The organism is Bacillus atrophaeus (assembly GCF_039519175.1).
GTDB lineage: Bacteria > Bacillota > Bacilli > Bacillales > Bacillaceae > Bacillus > Bacillus atrophaeus.
Genome location: NZ_CP154443.1, coordinates 879,504 through 897,308, shown reverse-complemented (window position 1 = coordinate 897,308; position 17,805 = coordinate 879,504). Strand labels below are relative to the sequence as shown.

Genomic DNA, 17,805 nt, shown 5'->3' with positions numbered 1-17,805 from the left:
GGTAATAGATGAATCATACGAATAACCCGGCATACAAGCAGCCGGGTTATTCTCAATGATTCCGCCCCAGCCATTTGTCCCACCATTTTTTCGGAGAAGCGGGCTTTTCTTTGACTGGATTTTGATCTTTTGTTTGTTTTACAGGTTCTGATCCGAAGCATACATTGGACGGCTCCGTGCCTTCAATAAAATACGTATAGTGCTTGGCTGCACAGCCGGGCCCTGATGTGTAGCCTGTTGTCGGATCGATGTAAACGCCGGTTACTCCTTTCGGCGGTTTGAATGCTGTTTCCGGTTCTCCTTTGAGCGCATCCTCCATAAACTCCGCCCAAATCGTTTTGGCGTAGCTTTTTTCCTCCACCGAGTCGATGGTGCTGTTTTTGTCATAGCCGGTCCAGATACCGGCTACCAGCCTCGGATTGAAGCCGATCATCCAGCTGTCTGCGCTTGTCGTGCCTGATTTTCCCGCATAGGTTCTTGTCAGGCGATCGGTGATTGTTCGGCCCGTCACCGAGGTATAACCGTTTAAATCCTTGTCGAACATGCCTGTCATCATACTAGCCGTGACAAAAGCGGCTTTTTCATCCAGCACCTGTTTATGCTGCTGCGGGTTTTCATAAAGCACATTTCCGGCTGCGTCAGTTACCTTCGTGATAAAGGTCGGTTCGATTTGTTTCCCGCCGTTTGCCAGCATCGCATAAGCGTTGACCATCTCAATCGGGCGCACGGGTTCTGTGCCGAGGGCTAAAGACGGAAGCGCTTGAAGAGGCGCGGTAATGCCGAATTCCTTGGCTGCGGAAACAAGCTTGTTCATGCCGAGAAAAAGATGTGTTTTCACGGCGTAAATGTTGTCAGAAAGCGCCAGCGCCTGAAGAAGCGTAATCGGTTTGTTTGCATAATACCCGTTGTAGTTGCTTGGAGAATAGGTTTCTCCTTTTGCGTCAATTTGAAATTCGGTTTCTTCGCTTTTCATCAATGTCACGGGTGTAAACCCGCTCTGGATCGCTTTATAATACAGTAAAGGCTTGATCGTTGAAGCCGGCTGGCGCTTTGCTTGTGTCGTCCGGTCAAACGGGCTTTTTTGATAGTCCCGGCCGCCGACCAGGGCGAGAACTTTCCCTGTGTCCGGATCAATTGCCGAAAATCCGATTTGGATGTCTGACCCTGCGTTGACCGTTTCGGTAATGGTCTCCTCGGCGATGCGCTGAAGCCGTTTATTCACCGTTGTATACACGTTTAACCCGCTCGTTTCAATTTGCTCCCGCGTCATGCCAAGCTTTTTCTCAAGCTCTCTCATCGCATTATCATAGAAATATGGCGCTTTTTTGCTGGATGCTTGTTTGTTTAAAGGCTGATAGGAGAGAGGCTCTTTGATCAGTTCGTCTGCTTTTTTGCGGCTGATCATCCGCTGCTTTTCCATCATCCGCAGGATCGTTTTCTGTCGCTCCTTTGCCTTCGTTTCATTCACATATGGCGAATAATCGGACGGGCCTTTCGGAATGCCTGCCAAAAGAGCCGCCTCCGCATCGGTAATGTCTTTTGCATGCTTCCCGAAATACAGACGGGACGCCGCTTCGATGCCATATGCACCGTGGCCGTAATAGATGGTATTTAAATAGCCTTCTAATATGTCGTCCTTGGAATAGTTTTGTTCCAGACGAATTGTATAGAATGCCTCATTCCATTTGCGTTTCCATGTTTTATCATGCTCAAGGTACAGGTTTCTCGCATATTGCTGGGTAATGGTGCTTGCGCCCTGAACCTTTGCCATTGCTTTAATATCGGCAAGCGCTGCGCCGGCCATTCGCTTATAATCAAAACCGTGGTGATCATAGAAATTCTGGTCTTCAATCGCCACGGTTGCCTGAAGAATCGCGGGATTCATATTTTTCAGCGGAACCCAGTAGCGTTTTTCGCCATAGTCTGTTTCTCCGAGTTTCGACCCGTCATTCGCAAACAGTATCGTGGATTGCGGGACTTGAACCGAGGGGGCGCCCTGCCACTTGGCAATCAAAATCACAGTCAAAAACACAGTGGCGGCGAACAGCCCCGACAGCACCGCGATAAACACGCAGGCGCGAACGGTTTTGATGGTCAGCCGCAGCCGTTTATTTGTCATTGCATCCATTAGCGGAACCCCCCTTTTCTCATGTTTCTACTATTATGAGAAAAAAAGATTGGTTTTAAACATAGACGACGGGACGCATCTTTACTTTTTCCCCGCCATCCTCTATACTTTTTCCTTAGGTGAAAATGAGAAATTCAACCGAGAATAAAAGCGGAAAAGACGCTTACAATAAATCAAATACGAACCTTGAAAGGGAGATGACACTTGAGCGAACTTTGGTATACAGAGAAGCAGACGAAAAACTTTGGAATTACAATGAGAGTCAATAAAACACTACATACAGAACAAACTGAGTTTCAGCATCTGGAAATGGTAGAAACTGAAGAGTTCGGCAACATGCTTTATCTTGACGGAATGGTAATGACTTCTGAAAAAGATGAATTCGTGTATCATGAAATGGTGGCGCACGTACCGCTTTTCACTCACCCGAATCCTGAGAACGTACTTGTTGTCGGCGGCGGCGACGGCGGTGTCATCAGAGAAATTCTCAAGCACCCGAGCGTAAAGAAAGCGACGCTTGTAGACATCGACGGCAAGGTCATCGAATACTCGAAAAAATTCCTTCCTTCCATTGCGGGCAAGCTTGAAGATCCCCGCGTTGATGTACAGGTGGATGACGGTTTTATGCATATCGCCAAATCAGAAAATGAATATGACGTGATTATGGTAGATTCTACTGAGCCTGTGGGGCCTGCTGTGAATCTATTTTCCAAGGGCTTTTATGCGGGGATCGCAAAGGCGTTAAAAGAGGACGGCATTTTCGTCGCGCAGACGGACAACCCTTGGTTTACGCCTGAGCTGATTACAAACGTACAGCGTGATGTAAAAGAAATTTTCCCGATTACAAAGCTGTATCTTGCGAACATCCCGACATATCCGAGCGGCTTGTGGACATTTACGATCGGTTCAAAAAAACACGATCCGCTTGCAGTGGAAGAGAGCCGTTTCTTTGATATTGACACGAAATATTACACAAAAGAGATTCATAAAGCGGCGTTTGTTCTGCCGAAATTTGTGAGTGATCTGATTAAATAATGATACGAATTGCGCAGGAGCGAATCTTGCGCTTTTTTACAGGAAAGCGAGGGCTTTATGATGAGATTTGATGAAGCTTATTCAGGAAAAGTATTTATCGCGAGCCGCCCGGGCTGGGAAGAGGCGGACGCCATCCTTTACGGCATGCCGATGGATTGGACGGTCAGCTATCGTCCTGGATCAAGATTCGGTCCGGGAAGAATCCGCGAGGTGTCAATCGGTCTTGAAGAGTACAGCCCGTATTTGGACCGCGACCTTGCCGACCTCAATTTCTTTGACGCCGGCGACATCCCGCTTCCGTTCGGCAACCCGCAAAAGAGCCTTGATTTGATAGAAGAATATGTGGACAGCATTTTGGAAAAAGACAAATTCCCGCTCGGCATGGGAGGGGAGCATCTTGTGTCTTGGCCTGTTATCAAAGCGATGTACAAGAAATATCCCGACCTTGCGATTATCCATTTTGACGCGCATACGGACCTTCGCGTTGATTATGAAGGGGAACCGCTTTCTCACTCCACGCCGATCCGCAAAGCGGCTGAATTAATCGGGCCGGGCAATGTCTATTCATTCGGAATCCGTTCTGGCATGAAGGAAGAATTTGAATGGGCGAAGGAGAACGGGATGCACATTTCGAAATTTGAAGTGCTTGAACCGCTGAAAAAAGTGCTTCCAGAGCTTGCAGGCCGTCCGGTTTATGTCACCATCGATATTGATGTATTGGACCCTGCACATGCACCGGGAACAGGCACGGTTGACGCCGGGGGCATCACGTCTAAAGAACTGCTTGCATCCATCCATGAAATTGCGCGTTCAGAAGTAAACGTGAAGGGCGCCGACTTAGTGGAAGTAGCTCCGATTTACGATCATTCAGAACAAACCGCTAACACGGCGAGCAAAATGATCCGTGAAATGCTGCTGGGCTTTGTGAAATAGTTTAGAAAAAGGGCCTGAATTACATTCAGGCCCTTTTTAACCTTTTAATTATTTAAAGACATTTTATATGAAATTCTTTTATTTGATTTGTCTATTACAGTATAATAAGCAGATACTTTTGATGATTCAGGATTGAAATTTTTGTAATTTACTTTTTCATCCGTATACAAACTTAATCCTACATATCCGCGTACTGTTTTTCCTGATGGGATCTCTGTATTGAATTGATACTTGTCCGGTAAATCATAATTATAAGGCATCAATTGTTTATTATATTGATACTGACCAAAAAATAAATAGTTTTTTCCATCCGGAGAAAGTTCCTCTAAAGTAATTTTATGATTGGAGGTATTTTCAGCATTAAAAGGTAAAATGTATAAATAACTTATGGAATTTGTTTCTTTATCAACTGACTTGACTGGCTTTAATGGTTTTAGAATATGAAATTTTATTCCTTTTTTTGTATCAATCGTTTGGTTTGCGGCAATGTTAATATTTTTTGGAGTGTATTTATCATTTTGGGCGTTCACTGTATAGTAACGAAAACAGCTGAATGTTACTATCATTAATAAAATAATAAAGAAAATCCAACGCTTATTCATCTGCATCCTCCAGTTTACCTTCACTAATATCGATAATTCTGTCGACAATACTATTTTCACATAGTGTATCATCATGACTAGCCACTACAATTGTTGTGCCGTTTTCCTTTTCGGATTTTAGGATATCCAGTATAAGATTAATCCCTTTTTTGTCTAAGGCATTTGTCGGTTCATCTAATAGGAGTAATTTGGGTTTTTCCATTATTGCCTGAGCAATTCCTAAGCGCTGCTTCATCCCTAAAGAATACCGTTTGACTTTACGTTTATCTTCGGGATCCAATCCAACTTTTCTTATTACTTCTTTTATTTCTTCATCAGAAACTTTTTTCTTAATAGAGGCTAAGAATTTCAAATTTTGCAATCCTGAATAGACAGGAATGAAGCTGGGGTATTCAATTAACAGACCTGTATGCTCTGAGAAATCTGTATCTCTACCGATAACGAGACCGTTAACAGAAACTTCGCCTTTTGTTAATGTTAACAGTCCGGCAATGGCTCTTAAAATCATTGTCTTTCCAGAGCCATTATGGCCTCTTAACACAACAAATTCGTTTTCTTTAATTGAAAAATTGATATCATTTAATACATGATTTCCCTTTAATTTTTTGACCATATGTTTACATTCAATATATGACGTCATAATTATTCTCCTAAAATATCTGTTTTTTTAATAAAAAATAGGCTGATGAATGTGCAAGCTGCACAGAAAATGAGTGCTATGATTAAAAAATCGGAGGCATGAAAAAAACGGCCATCTGAGTAGTTAACGTTCATGCGTGAATAATCAATAAAAGCCCACTTTCCAGCCATAGCAAATGAAGCAATGAACAAAGAGCTGTGAAAAAAAATAGATATTACAATATAAGCAACAATAATAATAAATGCTGATATAAAAGATATCATGAAAGTTAAAGTTTCTAGCAAAACTGCATATATAAACGATACTAATATTTGAATTAACATAAATAATACTACCTTGCTGTTTAGTTCTGCTGTAAAGCCTTTAAATGAGGTAAATAACATAATGTATATGAAAAGCCATACGCACCAAATAGATACAATCAGAACAAACAGTGACAAAAGTTTGCTGAATATAAATACTCCTTTTTTAGGGAGTTTCGGGAGGATATAAGCTCCAGAAATTTGAATGTCACGAAACATAAAATTACCCACTATCATCAAAGGCAGCACTTGAAAACTAATCCATTGTAGAGGGATAGATAATCTATGCTGTGTATATAAGATATGTAGATCAAAGAAATTCATCGAATGAAATAGTGTGGTCAGGCTGTCGGAAAAACTTTGATGGCCTAGCTGTCCCGTCTTCTTGCTATTCCAGAGGAAGCATAAAAGAAGGAGGGCAATAGCTAAGCTTATGACAAAGTATGTAATCTTACTTTCATTGAAACGCATTACAATATCACGTTTCAGCATATTCATAAAAGACAATCAGTTTGCTCCTTTCTCCTCAACCTGCTGTAGATAATTACGTCGCTTTATAGATTCTATAGAAATCCCGAATAATAACAACATAATCCCTAATCTAATCAATAAAAATTCGGCCAAATCACTAAATTCCAGCACAAAACCATTTAAAAAGAGCATACCATTACATACAAGGTTATCAATTAAAAATAAAAGAATGAATAGAAAAACTACAATGACTTGATTCAAATACAGTAAAGTAAATGAAACAACATAACAAATGAAAATAAATGCAAAAACATGAGTGATAAAAGATATAGGGGTCAAATACAATAGCCCCGTATTATTGAATACACATAAAGTATACAATTCACCTATAATGATAATCCCGTATGCTGCTGAAAATAAAAGTGTTTTGAACTGGTATATCAATGTTAGATAAGGTGCATTGTTTACTCGGATTACAGTATAAATTGAAAAGTAATCGGATGAGATCAAAACAGAAAATACAACGGCAGCAGGGCATAAAATAGAAACGAGATGCCAATAGGAAAAAATATTTTCCAGTACAAAACCATTACTACTACCATTTTCTTGATAAAAAAAGAAATAAACAGCAATTAACTGTAGCAGTAAAGCGGCGATGATACCCGGCCACTTCATTCTTAATGTTGATTTTAGAGTATTATAATAAAACACGGCGTTTTTTTCCCCACATATAAAGTAAAGTAGTTGCAATGAACACGCTAAGGTTCAAATAAATAAACTTATCTAAACTCAAAAACCCTCCATCGTTAACGATATATTTCATTGGATTGTAATTGTTGTTGAGTAAAGTAAAGCCTATTAAATTGATTAAGAAAGGTGTGATATAAACAAAATATTTCTTTTTAATAAAAAATGATAAAGCCAATCCAATGGAAGAAAGAACAGCTCCATACATCCCATTTAATGCAAAAAGAATAAGAGTATATATTAATGAGTGTTCGTAATACAGGTTTGCTAAGTCTGTTCCGCCTGTAACGATTGGGTCCATGTAATTGACGATCCCGTCTGGGTTTACCGAAGGATATGTCATCGATAGCAAATAAAGATTTAATAATAATGGTAAGATAATGACGAAAAACGAAATTACAAAGTTGAACCCGAATAATACTGTGAAGTATTTCTTTTTAGTTGTTTTTGTTATAACATTCATAAAAAATCCGGTATTTTTATCTTCACGGTACATACCGGACATTGGAAGTGATGCTAATAACGGAAGAATGAGAATCCAGACAGTCTGAGCTGAGGTTGTATTTCCTTCTGCAATATTCGATAAAAACGGTGAGTTATGGATTTCATAAGGAAGATTGATCTTCTGATGAAAGAAGAGAATACCTAGATAACTGACGATCATAAGAACGATACTAATGAATAAAGAGAAATAAATCTCTTTATTTTTTAATAAACGCTTTAAAAAGAAAGAAATCATGTGCAAGGCTCCTGTTTTTTTATTAAAACTCTGTGTGAGTTTTGGATAGTTTTATTTTAATAAAAAATCTTGAAGAGTGGATATTATTCTTACCTTAAAAAGCGATCTTACATGTTTAATGTAAGATCGCTTTGTTTTGAGAAAGGTATTAATAGATTGTGTAATTTCCCTTAGGTTTTACGCTGTCAGGACTCCAATCAGTTGAGAAGGAATCATTGCTGCGGCTGTAACCGCCAAACCTTACGGGTACATTTCTGCCGTAATCTTCAACAGCAGTGTTGGAAAATAAGTATGTATGACCCGGGTGTACTGTTCCTTCGTGAGTCCCACCACCGGATACATTGTGCCAGTTGCGCCCGCCAGAGTGAACGTTTTTATCTGCCTCTGCCCATACATCAAATTTACCTCCGTCATCTTTCTTTAGGAGATGCATATACATGTAGCTTCTATTTTGTTTTCTTCGAGCAGTTGTATAGTCGTAAGGGCTGTACCATCTGAAAGTAAAATGCACCCTTGAATCGCACGTATTGGCTTTTGCATGAACCGCCTGTGTAACACCCAGTGAGGAAACAGCGAGCCCAAACATGATGATGAGTAAACTAATCCTTTTTTTAAATCGAACTTTCAAAATAAATCCTCCATTTTTAACCATCAATTGAAGTGATACTGGACTTAAGTCATACGTATATTAGTACAAAAAAAAGGAAAAGTAAACAGGTTTTTATTTATATATAATAAAAATTATCTTGTTTCTTATGTTTCTGGGTTAGGAAACCAATTTAAAATTAGTTAGTAATAATATTTATAGATTTAAACAACAAAACTTTTGTCCCAATTGTTTATTTAACAAAAAAACAACCGGTGAAAACCGGTTGTATTCATTAAATCATTCCTCGCTGAGCAACTTCCATTTGATGTGCAGGTGCAGTTTCAATACTCGTTGCGACAAACACTGTGCTGAGGGCCAGACAAGAGAGTAATATTTTAGACTTCAATTTCATACAACTTCACTCCTCCTTGAATAAGCTGCCTTACTCGTTCCACCTTCAGAAAATACGCGGAAGCTTTTTGGAAATTTTCACGTCCATGATAATATTTTGCCACATCAAGCGCAAAATCTTCAAGATCAGCATACATCATTTTACTTTCGAGAAAATCGAAGAATTTCTGAATTGCCTCTTCATCCGGGCCAGATGAGTATAAAGATTTCAAAAATTCAAACTCCGATAAGTAAATGATATCTCCGGCCTCTTTAGAATAAGCAATTCCTTTACTATGATATTCATGAGCTTTATCCATTTTTCCTAATTTATAATGAATTTGTGTAATCAAAAAATAAGCTTGAGGCAGAGAAGGAAGAATATTAGCTTCTTCAAAAACAGATATGGCTCTTTTGAAATATGTGATTGCTGACTCATACTGGTCTTGGCTGTTTTTGCAAAGCCCAATGTTATACAGCGTTCTTCCCATTAATTGGGGCTGTTTTTCGGATTCTGCCATTGTATAAGCTTTTTTGAAATGTGATATGGCGTCCTCATATTGCTTGAGATCTAAGAAATTGGTAGCAAACAAAGAATGGCATTGAAGCAATCTAATATTATATGCCGTGTGCTCTTTGTATATTTCATATGCCTGCCGTGCATAGTCCATGGAAAAATACGTTTGTTTCATATAGTAATAAGATTCAGACATTTTAAAGAAAAACTCAGCTTTTTCTATTCGATCCTTTACAAAAATCAGCTTACTTTCGGCTTTTTTGAAAAATTTAATAGCAGACAAGTACTCCCGCTGGTCCAGCTCATACATACCTCTGAAGAAATTAAAATAGTATTCAAGCAGTCCGGTTAAACGAGCCTGTTTTTTATCGATTTCAAGCAGTAAATCGGACAGTCGCGGCTGTTCCTCTATCCGCATTTTTTCTAACGGTTCAAGATACTCAAGCATCAGATTGTGCCGGAATTCCATCAGTGAATAATACAAATGAATATCCTGGTCTTCTTCCATTTGATCCAGCTCTTGTTTGATTTCTCTTCGTAAATATTCCGCATCCGGTATGCTGAATCGGCGTATGTACATGTACCATTCATTAATCTTTTCTCCAATGGAAGAAGATATGACGCCTGTCACGTTTGAAAACCCCTCCCTTCATCATTCTATATATGTCATATTTTATCATTTTTGTTTTGTTTGGAAGCGCAAAAAAACCGCAAATTTTTTTGCGTGACCGAATAGCTGAAACGCTCTCTCTCCCGGCCATATCAAAGCACAATAAAAAGAAACTGTTAAACATATTGGATAGGGCCAATTTGTTTAACAGTTTACCATCATCTTCTTCCTTTATTTTGAAGATAGTTCACTTTCTGTTACCCACTTGTGATTTTTCACTTTTTCTCCGCCCGTTGTCGGGGTGTAATCAACCGTATAGACAGTTGTTTTCTCAGCTGAATCGATTTTTCCTGTTGCACCCTTCATTCCCTTCATATGATCCGCTTCTATAATCACGTCTGTTCCGGGTTTTAATGTTTCATCACTGGCATTTTTTATTTCTTCTTGAATCACCCATTTATGATTTTCCACTCTTGATCCGCCGGTTGTCGGTGTATAGGAAACAGCATAGGCCGTCGTATCATAGGCACCTGTAATGGTTGCTTCGGCCCCCTTCATGCCTTTCATGTGATCCGCCTTGATGATGGCTTGGCTTCCAACTTTATAATTTGGGTGCTGTGCTGCTGTCAGGCCTTCCGGAATCTCACTGGACTCAGAATGAGTATGTGTGTCGTCCATATTCATCGTTTGATCTGATTTTTTGTCTTGAGTATCGCTGCCGCATGCAGACAGCATTAATAGTAATAGCAAAGAAACGATACCGATCAAGGTTGTATTCCTTTTCATTGTAATCCTCCTTTTATTTACCCAGAGAAGCTTGGGAACTTATATAAGTAGTGTAATAAGGCTGCTTGTATAAATAAATCCTCCTTATGAAGTCTTTTTTTATTTTATATAACCTGACATTCCTGCTATAAAACATAATTTGTAAATAACTCTTTTTCTTTTTACCCGTTTTCAGTTTTAAAAAACACTTTTGGCTTAGAACTTTTGTACAAGCAAAACCTTTTTGTCCCCATACTCTATTACTGCTGCGCTTAGCAGCCATTTCTGAGAAGGAAGTGAGCATGTGAAGAAGATTGAGCGTTCTTTTAAAGAAAAAGCCGTCAGACAGCAAGAGGATTGTTTATGTTTTTGTGAGGAAGAAGCCAGCCGTGAAGCCATGTTTCAAGCGCCGATAGAAGTGCCAGAGGGGTTTGTTGTTGATCCTGCTGAAGCGGTAGCGAATGTCACGTGGAACGCAGACAGCCTATCCTGTGTCAGTGAACGCTGCTTCATTCAGACTGGACCCGGGCCTGATGAGATCGAAATCCATTTTGCAGTCCGCCTGCAGGGAACCGTCACGCTTCTTGTCAGTGTCTCACCTGTGCGAAACCAATATGGACAAGGGGAGGCGGCTGTTTCTGTCATTCACAATGTAGAGATTGATCAAGTCGTCTATTACTCTGATGAACCGGATGATTGCCCGGATTTCAGTGACATCACGATCGAAAATCTTGTTGTCGTCCCGCCGTTTTACGGCAGTCCTTTATCGGTGACAGGAACGATTGTGCTCGCCCCGGAACCAGAGCCGGAGCCTGTTTATGCGTTTACAGCGAATCCAGATGATCAGTCGGTTTCCGTAATTGATACGAATACTCATACCGTTATAACAACCATTTCTCTCCCATACGAGCCAACAGGTATAGAAATTACGCCAGATAAAGCCTCTACGTTTGTTTTGCATTTCAACAATAGTGTCATTTCTGTCATCGATAATGGCACATTGACTGTTACTGCAGCCATTCCGCTAGATCAGCCGCCTGAAACAATTAAATTTATGCCTGAACATGATTTCGCATATGTTCTCGCCGGTAATGCCATTTATGTGATCAGAATTGAAACGTCTGCCGTAGAAAGGTCTATTCCTGTTGAAGGGTATGATATTGCAATTGATCCCAATGGGTTGTTCGCCTATGTTCTTGATTTTGGATTAGTGCAAAAAGTGGACTTATCTACCGGTGAAGTCACAGGAACGATTGAACGGGAACTTATCGTAAATTCCATAGAAACAAAGCCGCCGGAGCGGTATGCCTATGTATTAGAACAAGATCAATTCCTCAATTTTTTGACGATTATTGATTTAGATACGTTTACGATCAGTAGCACCCAAGAGCTGGAGTATGAGGGTGAATATCGAATGTTTAAGAGCGGATCAGGGTTGTATTTGTTTGATGATTTCACTCACAATCTATATTCCGTCAGTCCAAGTGGTGCAGGCGTAATAGGAAATCTTCCGCAATCGGCAAGCGACTTTGCGTTTACCCCGAATGGCGAATTTCTGTATGCAACTCATTTTATAGAGCAAAGCATCACTGTTTACAACACGGATGATTATTCTGTGGAAACTGTCATATCGCTTGGCGTTTCACCGAGTGACATTGCGATTTAACCAACTGTATATTGTGCATTTCTAAAAGGGATGTGAAATCATGAAAAAGAATGATCTTTCTGCTTTACAGGAAAATTGTTTCTGTTTTTGTGATGAAGAAGTCAGCCGTGAAGCGCAATTTCAAGTGCCGATTGAAGTTCCGGAGGGGTTTGTCGTTGATCCTGCTGAAGCTGTCGGCGCCGTCACGTGGAGTTCGGATAATCTTTCATGTGTCAGTGAACCTTGTTTAATCTGGACAGGGCCGGCACCTGAGGATATTAGCGTTAACTATGCGGTGCGGCTTCAAGGAAGCGTCACACTTCTTGTCAGTGTATCGCCTGTGAGGAATCAATATGGACAAGGAGACGGGTCCATGTCGGTTATTCATACCGCGTACATCGATCAGGTCGTTTATTATACGAATCAGTCAGATGATTGCCCTGACTTCAGCCAAATCACAGTAAAAGACATCTTGGTTGTTCCGCCTTTCTACGGAAGTCCGCTGACGGTGACCGGAACGATAATTCTCACGCCAGAGCCGGAGCCGCGATCTTATGTGTTTACTGCCAACACTGGAGACAGCACAGTTTCGGTCATTGATGCAGCGTTAAACACGGTTGTAAAAACCATTCCTTTTTCTGATGTGCCGACTAATGTGGGTGTCACATTTGATAAAGCATACACGTATGTTCTCCATGGGAATACGAATCTTGTCTCAGTGATTGATAATAAAACATTAACGATTATAAATACCATCACTGTTGGAGGCGGGCCAAGAAAAATTCAATTTGATCCATCAGCCGGGTTCGCGTTTGTGATGGCGGCCGGCTCCATTTATATGATTAACATGAGCCTTCAATCAGTGGTTAATGTCATCCCTGTACCCGGCGCCTCAGATTTTGCGCTTGATCCTAATGGGCAGTTTGTTTATACCGCTAATACAATTAATTGGTCGGTGGATAAATATGATGTGAATACCGGCCAGCTGATCGACAGTATCATTGACACATTTGAATATCCTAGTTTAATTGAAACCCCTTATGCTGGAAATTTTGCATACGTGATGAATGGTGAACTGTGGCCGAAAGGTGTAACGGAAATCAGTTTGTCACCCTTGAGCAGGGGAGGTGACTTAAATCGTTCGTTCGAAATTCTGAGGACAATTGTATTTTCATTTGACAGTACGCGAGCTTATCTTCTAGAGCCGTATTTTGATCCGTTTATTACAGATAACCTGTCAGTCGTCAATACAGCTCAGCAAAGAATCATTGCGAATGTTTCTTTGCCAGGAGCCATTGACCTCACAGTAACACCGGACAATCAATATATCTATGTTGCACAGCCTGCAGCCAATACAGTGACGGTGTACCGCACAAGTGATTATACAGCCGTAGCGGTCATTACGGTTGGCGCTGGTCCGTCTGCGATTTCGATGTAGATGTTTTCACAGGTCGAGAGAAGCGGAGCTGCGATAAGAGACTCGTTTATAAATAAATGAACCTATCTGCTGGATGACAGCCAAGATAATCAGAAACAGCAGTTCACTCATGGTAAAGCTGAGCATCCACCATATCCCGGCTCCTGCTAATATCAGAACGACAGCCTTTTTAGCCGTTTGCCCATTCTGGAGAAGCTGGAGCAGGTATGATCTCATATAAAACAATAAATAAATGATGAGAACAATCGCAAGCCCCTTCGTGACAGCGGGGGGTGTGTTGAAGCTGAATGGAATGGACTTGACCACTTCAAACATGTAACCGAACACGATCACTTGGCATAATACAGCCCCCATCACGTACGTTTGGCGGATGCCCTTGTAGCTTTCGCGCAATGATTTCACATCGCTGGCATAACGGCTGCACAGCTTGCGATCTTCAAAATTACAGCAGCTTTGATGAGATTGCGTTATCTTCTGAAAAGCTGCTGTCATGCTTTTGACGGATCGGGTGACATAGTGAAGATACAAAAATGCCGGCAGCATCAGCACAGAACCGGCACAAGAAAGCAAGCCGAGGCGCACATAATCATTTTTGATCAGCTGTACATATTGCCCCGCGGCTTCAGCGCTGGCTTGAAACCAGCCAAATGAATAGGCCGCCATGACCATAAGCAGCAATAACACAGTGAAGACAGTGCTTTTTTTTATTGTCCAACCACCTCTGGCTGAGAGACATGAATGGTTGCTTTTTTAGCAGAAGCCACAGTATCAATAAGAAATAAAAAATCCTGTACAGTCATGTTTTGAATCAGCCGGTAAAGCTCGAAAAAAGAGCAATCATACCGCTCACATTCAGCCGCCCATTCAAAGCATTTACGCACATAATCACTGTCATAGATGATCGCGTTCAGCAAAGATTCCTTGCCATACTCCAGCCAAGCTTCCGCCTGACACTTCTGCTGCATCACATAGTATGCCGCTACATCGATATAGGCTGAAGAATGTGCCCCTTTACTGTGAAGGATCAAAAAGCCGCCATCTTCTGACACATGACTTTCCGCTGATAAGCTTTGGATATTAAGGAGGCGCGTTTGCCGGATTTCTTGAAACAACGGCGAATCTATATGAAAAAGAACGCGGGAGACGATGTCCCAATACATTTGCAATGTAAAAAGATCGTTTTTATCGGGGAGTGCGCCTATATGTAATCCGGTCCATGTTTCCCCCGAGCACTCCGCATCACCCAGGCTCTGATTTTGTAAGAGGGGAGGGCATGCAGGCATGAATTTTCTCTTGGCAGTATGGCCTGAGCGGCCGCGCAGCCCGGAGATGAGAAGGCAAAATGGTTTTTGTATCTTCAGAGCCGCCGATCAGAAACATCGTCATACGCTGGGGCTGGTAGCCTGTTGCATAGGCTTCTATTAGATCATTGATCGTTAAAGCCTCGATATCCTCCGTTCTGCCCGCGGGAAAAATCGCAGCGGGAGATGCGGGAGAAAGCAAATTCAGCATCTGATAATGATAATGAAGCTGTTGATTGAGATGAGCTGTTTCAATTTCGCTTTTAATCACGCTTTTTTCTTGAGCGACAATATTCTCGTCAAAGGAGGGATTCCATAAAGCATCAAGCAGTTTCGGGATCGTGTGCTCCAGCCGATCAGGAAGAGAGGTAAACATGAAATTTGTATCTGTATATGTAGTGCTGGAATAGGTCCGTCCACTAAACAAGCAGCTCCGATTGAACATGTTGCACAACCTTTGTTTTCTACAATGACAGCTTTTTTCATAATAGAAATCCTCCCTTGTTTAATTTTCCTAGCAGATCTTTGATGTAATTTGATCTTAAAACTATCAAATTACCTTTTCAATATGTATATTTTGAAGAAAATGTGAAAAATATTAGATAGTTTTCGGGGGAATGTAACATTTAAAACGGAATTAATTTCTATTTAAATGCTCTTCTTCCCATTAATCGCTTTTTATGAGGTTTATCTTCAAATCTGATGAGTAATGATGGTAAGATAGAAGCAGTTGAACTTTAAATAGCGAATGATTATACTATTCAAGTCAAAGTGGAATGATGAAAAGGACGTGTCAGTATGAAACAAGAGACACCGATAACGCTCCATGTAAAATCTGTGATTGCGGATGACGGGAAAGAAGAGGTCATTGAGTTCCGCACCTCCGGATCTTATCATGTGAAACAAAATAAAGTGTATCTTTCTTATTATGAAGAACACGATTTGGGCAAAGTGAAAACGATTGTGAAAGTAAGCGAGAGCGAAGTGTTTGTCATGAGGTCAGGCGCAGTGAAAATGAATCAGCGGTTTGTGCCGGGAGTCTCTACCATTGCCAAATATAAAATGTCATTTGGCGAGCTTGAGCTGACTACAAGCACAAAATCGATTCAGTCTGACATCGGCAAAGAAAGAGGCCGTATCAGCATAGCTTATGATATGCATGTGGGAGACGAACAGCAGCATTTACATAATATGACGATCACATATGAGGGAGGACTTGACGCATGAACATTGCGGAACAAATGAAGGACGTGCTGAAAGAGGAAATTAAAGCAGCCGTTCTGAAAGCGGGATTGGCTGATGAAAGCCAGATTCCAAATGTCATTTTAGAGACACCGAAAGATAAAACACATGGTGATTATTCAACCAACATGGCGATGCAGCTGGCAAGAATCGCAAAAAAAGCCCCGCGCCAAATCGCTGAGGATATTGTAGCTTCTTTTGATAAAGGAAAGGCTTCAATTGAAAAGCTTGATATCGCAGGCCCTGGATTTATCAATTTCTATATGGATAATCAATATTTAACGAAGCTGATCCCATCTGTATTGGAAGCGGGGGAAGCATACGGGGAAACAAATATCGGAAACGGCGAGCGCATCCAAGTGGAATTCGTATCTGCGAATCCGACGGGCGATCTTCATTTAGGCCATGCGCGCGGAGCAGCCGTCGGCGATTCTCTGTGCAATGTGCTGGCTAAAGCCGGATATGATGTGAGCCGCGAATATTATATCAATGACGCGGGAAATCAGATCAACAACTTGGCGCTTTCTGTCGAAGTCCGTTACTTTGAAGCGCTCGGCCTTGAAAAAGAAATGCCTGAGGACGGATACCGCGGCGAGGATATTATCGCAATCGGGAAGCGTCTCGCTGAAGAATACGGCGACCGCTTTGTCAAAGAAGAAGAGAGCGAAAGACAGAAGTTCTTCCGCGAATACGGCTTGAAGTATGAGTTGGAAAAGCTTCGTGTAGACTTAGAAAACTTCCGCGTGCCGTTTAATGTCTGGTATTCTGAAACGTCATTATACGAAAACGGAAAAATCGACAAGGCGCTCGAAGCGCTGCGCAAACAAGGCCACGTGTATGAAGAAGACGGCGCAACTTGGTTCCGCTCAACAACATTCGGCGATGACAAAGACCGTGTTTTGATTAAAAAAGACGGCACTTACACTTATTTGCTGCCTGATATCGCTTACCATAAGGACAAGCTAGACCGCGGATTCGATAAGCTGATCAACGTCTGGGGCGCAGATCACCACGGCTATATTCCCCGGATGAAAGCGGCCATTGAGGCGCTTGGCTATCAAAAAGGAACGTTAGAAGTAGAAATCATTCAGCTCGTCCATCTATATAAAAACGGCGAGAAAATGAAAATGAGCAAGCGTACAGGAAAGGCGGTAACGATGCGCGACTTGATTGAAGAAGTCGGCTTAGACGCCGTCCGTTATTTCTTCGCGATGCGCAGTGCCGATACACATATGGATTTTGACTTGGATCTTGCGGTGTCCACTTCAAATGACAATCCGGTGTATTACGCGCAATACGCTCACGCGAGAATCTGCAGCATGCTTCGCCAAGGAGAAGAGCAGGGATTAACGCCTGCGGCTGATCTTGACTTTAGCGCCGTCAATTCTGAAAAAGAATACGATTTGCTGAAAACGATCGGCGGCTTCCCTGAAGCAGTGGCGGAAGCGGCGGAAAAACGCATTCCGCACCGCGTGACGAACTATATTTATGACTTGGCATCTTCTCTGCACAGCTTCTATAATGCGGAAAAGGTAATCGATCCTGAAAATGAAGAGAAAAGCCGCGCACGCTTAGCTTTAATGAAAGCAACCCAAATCACGCTGAATAATGCGCTTCAGTTGATTGGCGTTTCGGCTCCTGAAAAAATGTAATGAAGATGAAAGGACAAAGCCCCGGGCTTTGTCCTTTTTTGTTAATAAAACGTGTGATG

General features: G+C 41.5%; 17 protein-coding genes and 2 pseudogenes. 6 read left to right on the top strand and 13 right to left on the bottom strand.

The genetic code is table 11. The features are described from left to right. Positions 1 to 52: 52 nt before the first annotated feature. Positions 53 to 2,128 carry a transglycosylase domain-containing protein gene (locus AAHT65_RS04630; RefSeq protein ID WP_343311043.1) on the bottom strand — a complete coding sequence of 692 codons (2,076 nt, stop codon included), beginning with the start codon at positions 2,126 to 2,128 and terminating at the stop codon, positions 53 to 55. Between the two features lie 204 nt (positions 2,129 to 2,332). Here AAHT65_RS04630 and speE point away from each other — a divergent pair, with 204 nt between their 5' ends. Next, positions 2,333 to 3,163, top strand: coding sequence for a spermidine synthase (gene speE, locus AAHT65_RS04625; protein WP_003326486.1), 831 nt, complete (start codon positions 2,333 to 2,335; stop codon positions 3,161 to 3,163). Positions 3,164 to 3,223: 60 nt separating this feature from the next. After that, entirely contained in the window at positions 3,224 to 4,096 is an 873-nt protein-coding gene (speB, locus tag AAHT65_RS04620) for an agmatinase (protein WP_106272842.1), read from the top strand. A 44-nt stretch (positions 4,097 to 4,140) separates the two neighbouring features. Here the strand turns inward: speB and AAHT65_RS04615 are convergent, their stop codons facing one another. The 9 genes from AAHT65_RS04615 to AAHT65_RS04575 form a co-directional block, all read right to left on the bottom strand. Beyond that, positions 4,141 to 4,698 carry a hypothetical protein gene (locus AAHT65_RS04615; protein WP_343311042.1) on the bottom strand — a complete coding sequence of 186 codons (558 nt, stop codon included), beginning with the start codon at positions 4,696 to 4,698 and terminating at the stop codon, positions 4,141 to 4,143. Continuing rightward, positions 4,691 to 5,338, bottom strand: coding sequence for an ABC transporter ATP-binding protein (locus AAHT65_RS04610; RefSeq protein ID WP_343311041.1), 648 nt, complete (start codon positions 5,336 to 5,338; stop codon positions 4,691 to 4,693). Before AAHT65_RS04610 ends, AAHT65_RS04615 begins: the two co-directional genes overlap by 8 nt. A 2-nt stretch (positions 5,339 to 5,340) precedes the next feature. Further along, positions 5,341 to 6,138 carry a hypothetical protein gene (locus tag AAHT65_RS04605; RefSeq protein ID WP_343311504.1) on the bottom strand — a complete coding sequence of 266 codons (798 nt, stop codon included), beginning with the start codon at positions 6,136 to 6,138 and terminating at the stop codon, positions 5,341 to 5,343. Positions 6,139 to 6,147: 9 nt separating this feature from the next. After that, entirely contained in the window at positions 6,148 to 6,822 is a 675-nt protein-coding gene (locus tag AAHT65_RS04600) for a hypothetical protein (protein WP_035175329.1), read from the bottom strand. Beyond that, positions 6,809 to 7,597, bottom strand: coding sequence for a hypothetical protein (locus AAHT65_RS04595; protein ID WP_088118184.1), 789 nt, complete (start codon positions 7,595 to 7,597; stop codon positions 6,809 to 6,811). Before AAHT65_RS04595 ends, AAHT65_RS04600 begins: the two co-directional genes overlap by 14 nt. A gap of 148 nt (positions 7,598 to 7,745) precedes the next feature. After that, positions 7,746 to 8,225, bottom strand: a complete 480-nt coding sequence (locus tag AAHT65_RS04590; RefSeq protein WP_343311040.1) for a hypothetical protein — start codon at positions 8,223 to 8,225, stop codon at positions 7,746 to 7,748. A 253-nt stretch (positions 8,226 to 8,478) separates the two neighbouring features. Next, complete coding sequence (locus tag AAHT65_RS04585) at positions 8,479 to 8,598, bottom strand: PhrC/PhrF family phosphatase-inhibitory pheromone (RefSeq protein ID WP_061572214.1); 120 nt, start codon at positions 8,596 to 8,598, stop codon at positions 8,479 to 8,481. Next, entirely contained in the window at positions 8,582 to 9,724 is a 1,143-nt protein-coding gene (locus AAHT65_RS04580; protein ID WP_106360166.1) for a tetratricopeptide repeat protein, read from the bottom strand. The genes AAHT65_RS04585 and AAHT65_RS04580 overlap by 17 nt, the downstream gene beginning before the upstream one ends. A 210-nt stretch (positions 9,725 to 9,934) precedes the next feature. Then, positions 9,935 to 10,489, bottom strand: coding sequence for a YdhK family protein (locus tag AAHT65_RS04575; RefSeq protein WP_343311039.1), 555 nt, complete (start codon positions 10,487 to 10,489; stop codon positions 9,935 to 9,937). Between the two features lie 283 nt (positions 10,490 to 10,772). Between AAHT65_RS04575 and AAHT65_RS04570 the strand changes: the two genes are divergently transcribed. Beyond that, positions 10,773 to 12,134 carry a YncE family protein gene (locus AAHT65_RS04570; protein WP_343311038.1) on the top strand — a complete coding sequence of 454 codons (1,362 nt, stop codon included), beginning with the start codon at positions 10,773 to 10,775 and terminating at the stop codon, positions 12,132 to 12,134. Positions 12,135 to 12,174: 40 nt separating this feature from the next. After that, positions 12,175 to 13,551, top strand: coding sequence for a YncE family protein (locus tag AAHT65_RS04565; RefSeq protein ID WP_343311037.1), 1,377 nt, complete (start codon positions 12,175 to 12,177; stop codon positions 13,549 to 13,551). 6 nt (positions 13,552 to 13,557) lie between these two features. Here AAHT65_RS04565 and AAHT65_RS04560 read toward each other — a convergent pair whose 3' ends face one another. From AAHT65_RS04560 to AAHT65_RS04550, 3 genes and pseudogenes are all read right to left on the bottom strand, one after another. After that, positions 13,558 to 14,259, bottom strand: a complete 702-nt coding sequence (locus AAHT65_RS04560; RefSeq protein ID WP_343311503.1) for a bacteriocin biosynthesis protein AlbG — start codon at positions 14,257 to 14,259, stop codon at positions 13,558 to 13,560. Then, positions 14,256 to 15,252 (bottom strand): annotated as a pseudogene (locus AAHT65_RS04555) (M16 family metallopeptidase); the annotation flags it as partial. The pseudogene AAHT65_RS04555 and the gene AAHT65_RS04560, both read right to left, overlap by 4 nt. Beyond that, positions 15,243 to 15,338: pseudogene (locus tag AAHT65_RS04550) on the bottom strand (subtilosin A family bacteriocin); the annotation flags it as partial. The pseudogenes AAHT65_RS04550 and AAHT65_RS04555, both read right to left, overlap by 10 nt. Positions 15,339 to 15,650: 312 nt before the next feature. On the opposite strand from AAHT65_RS04550, the gene AAHT65_RS04545 reads away from it, so the two are divergent. Next, positions 15,651 to 16,079 carry a DUF1934 domain-containing protein gene (locus tag AAHT65_RS04545; RefSeq protein ID WP_010790235.1) on the top strand — a complete coding sequence of 143 codons (429 nt, stop codon included), beginning with the start codon at positions 15,651 to 15,653 and terminating at the stop codon, positions 16,077 to 16,079. Continuing rightward, positions 16,076 to 17,746: an arginine--tRNA ligase gene (argS, locus tag AAHT65_RS04540; protein ID WP_151290079.1), complete on the top strand. Its 1,671-nt coding sequence runs from the start codon at positions 16,076 to 16,078 to the stop codon at positions 17,744 to 17,746. Before AAHT65_RS04545 ends, argS begins: the two co-directional genes overlap by 4 nt. Positions 17,747 to 17,805 lie beyond the last annotated feature (59 nt).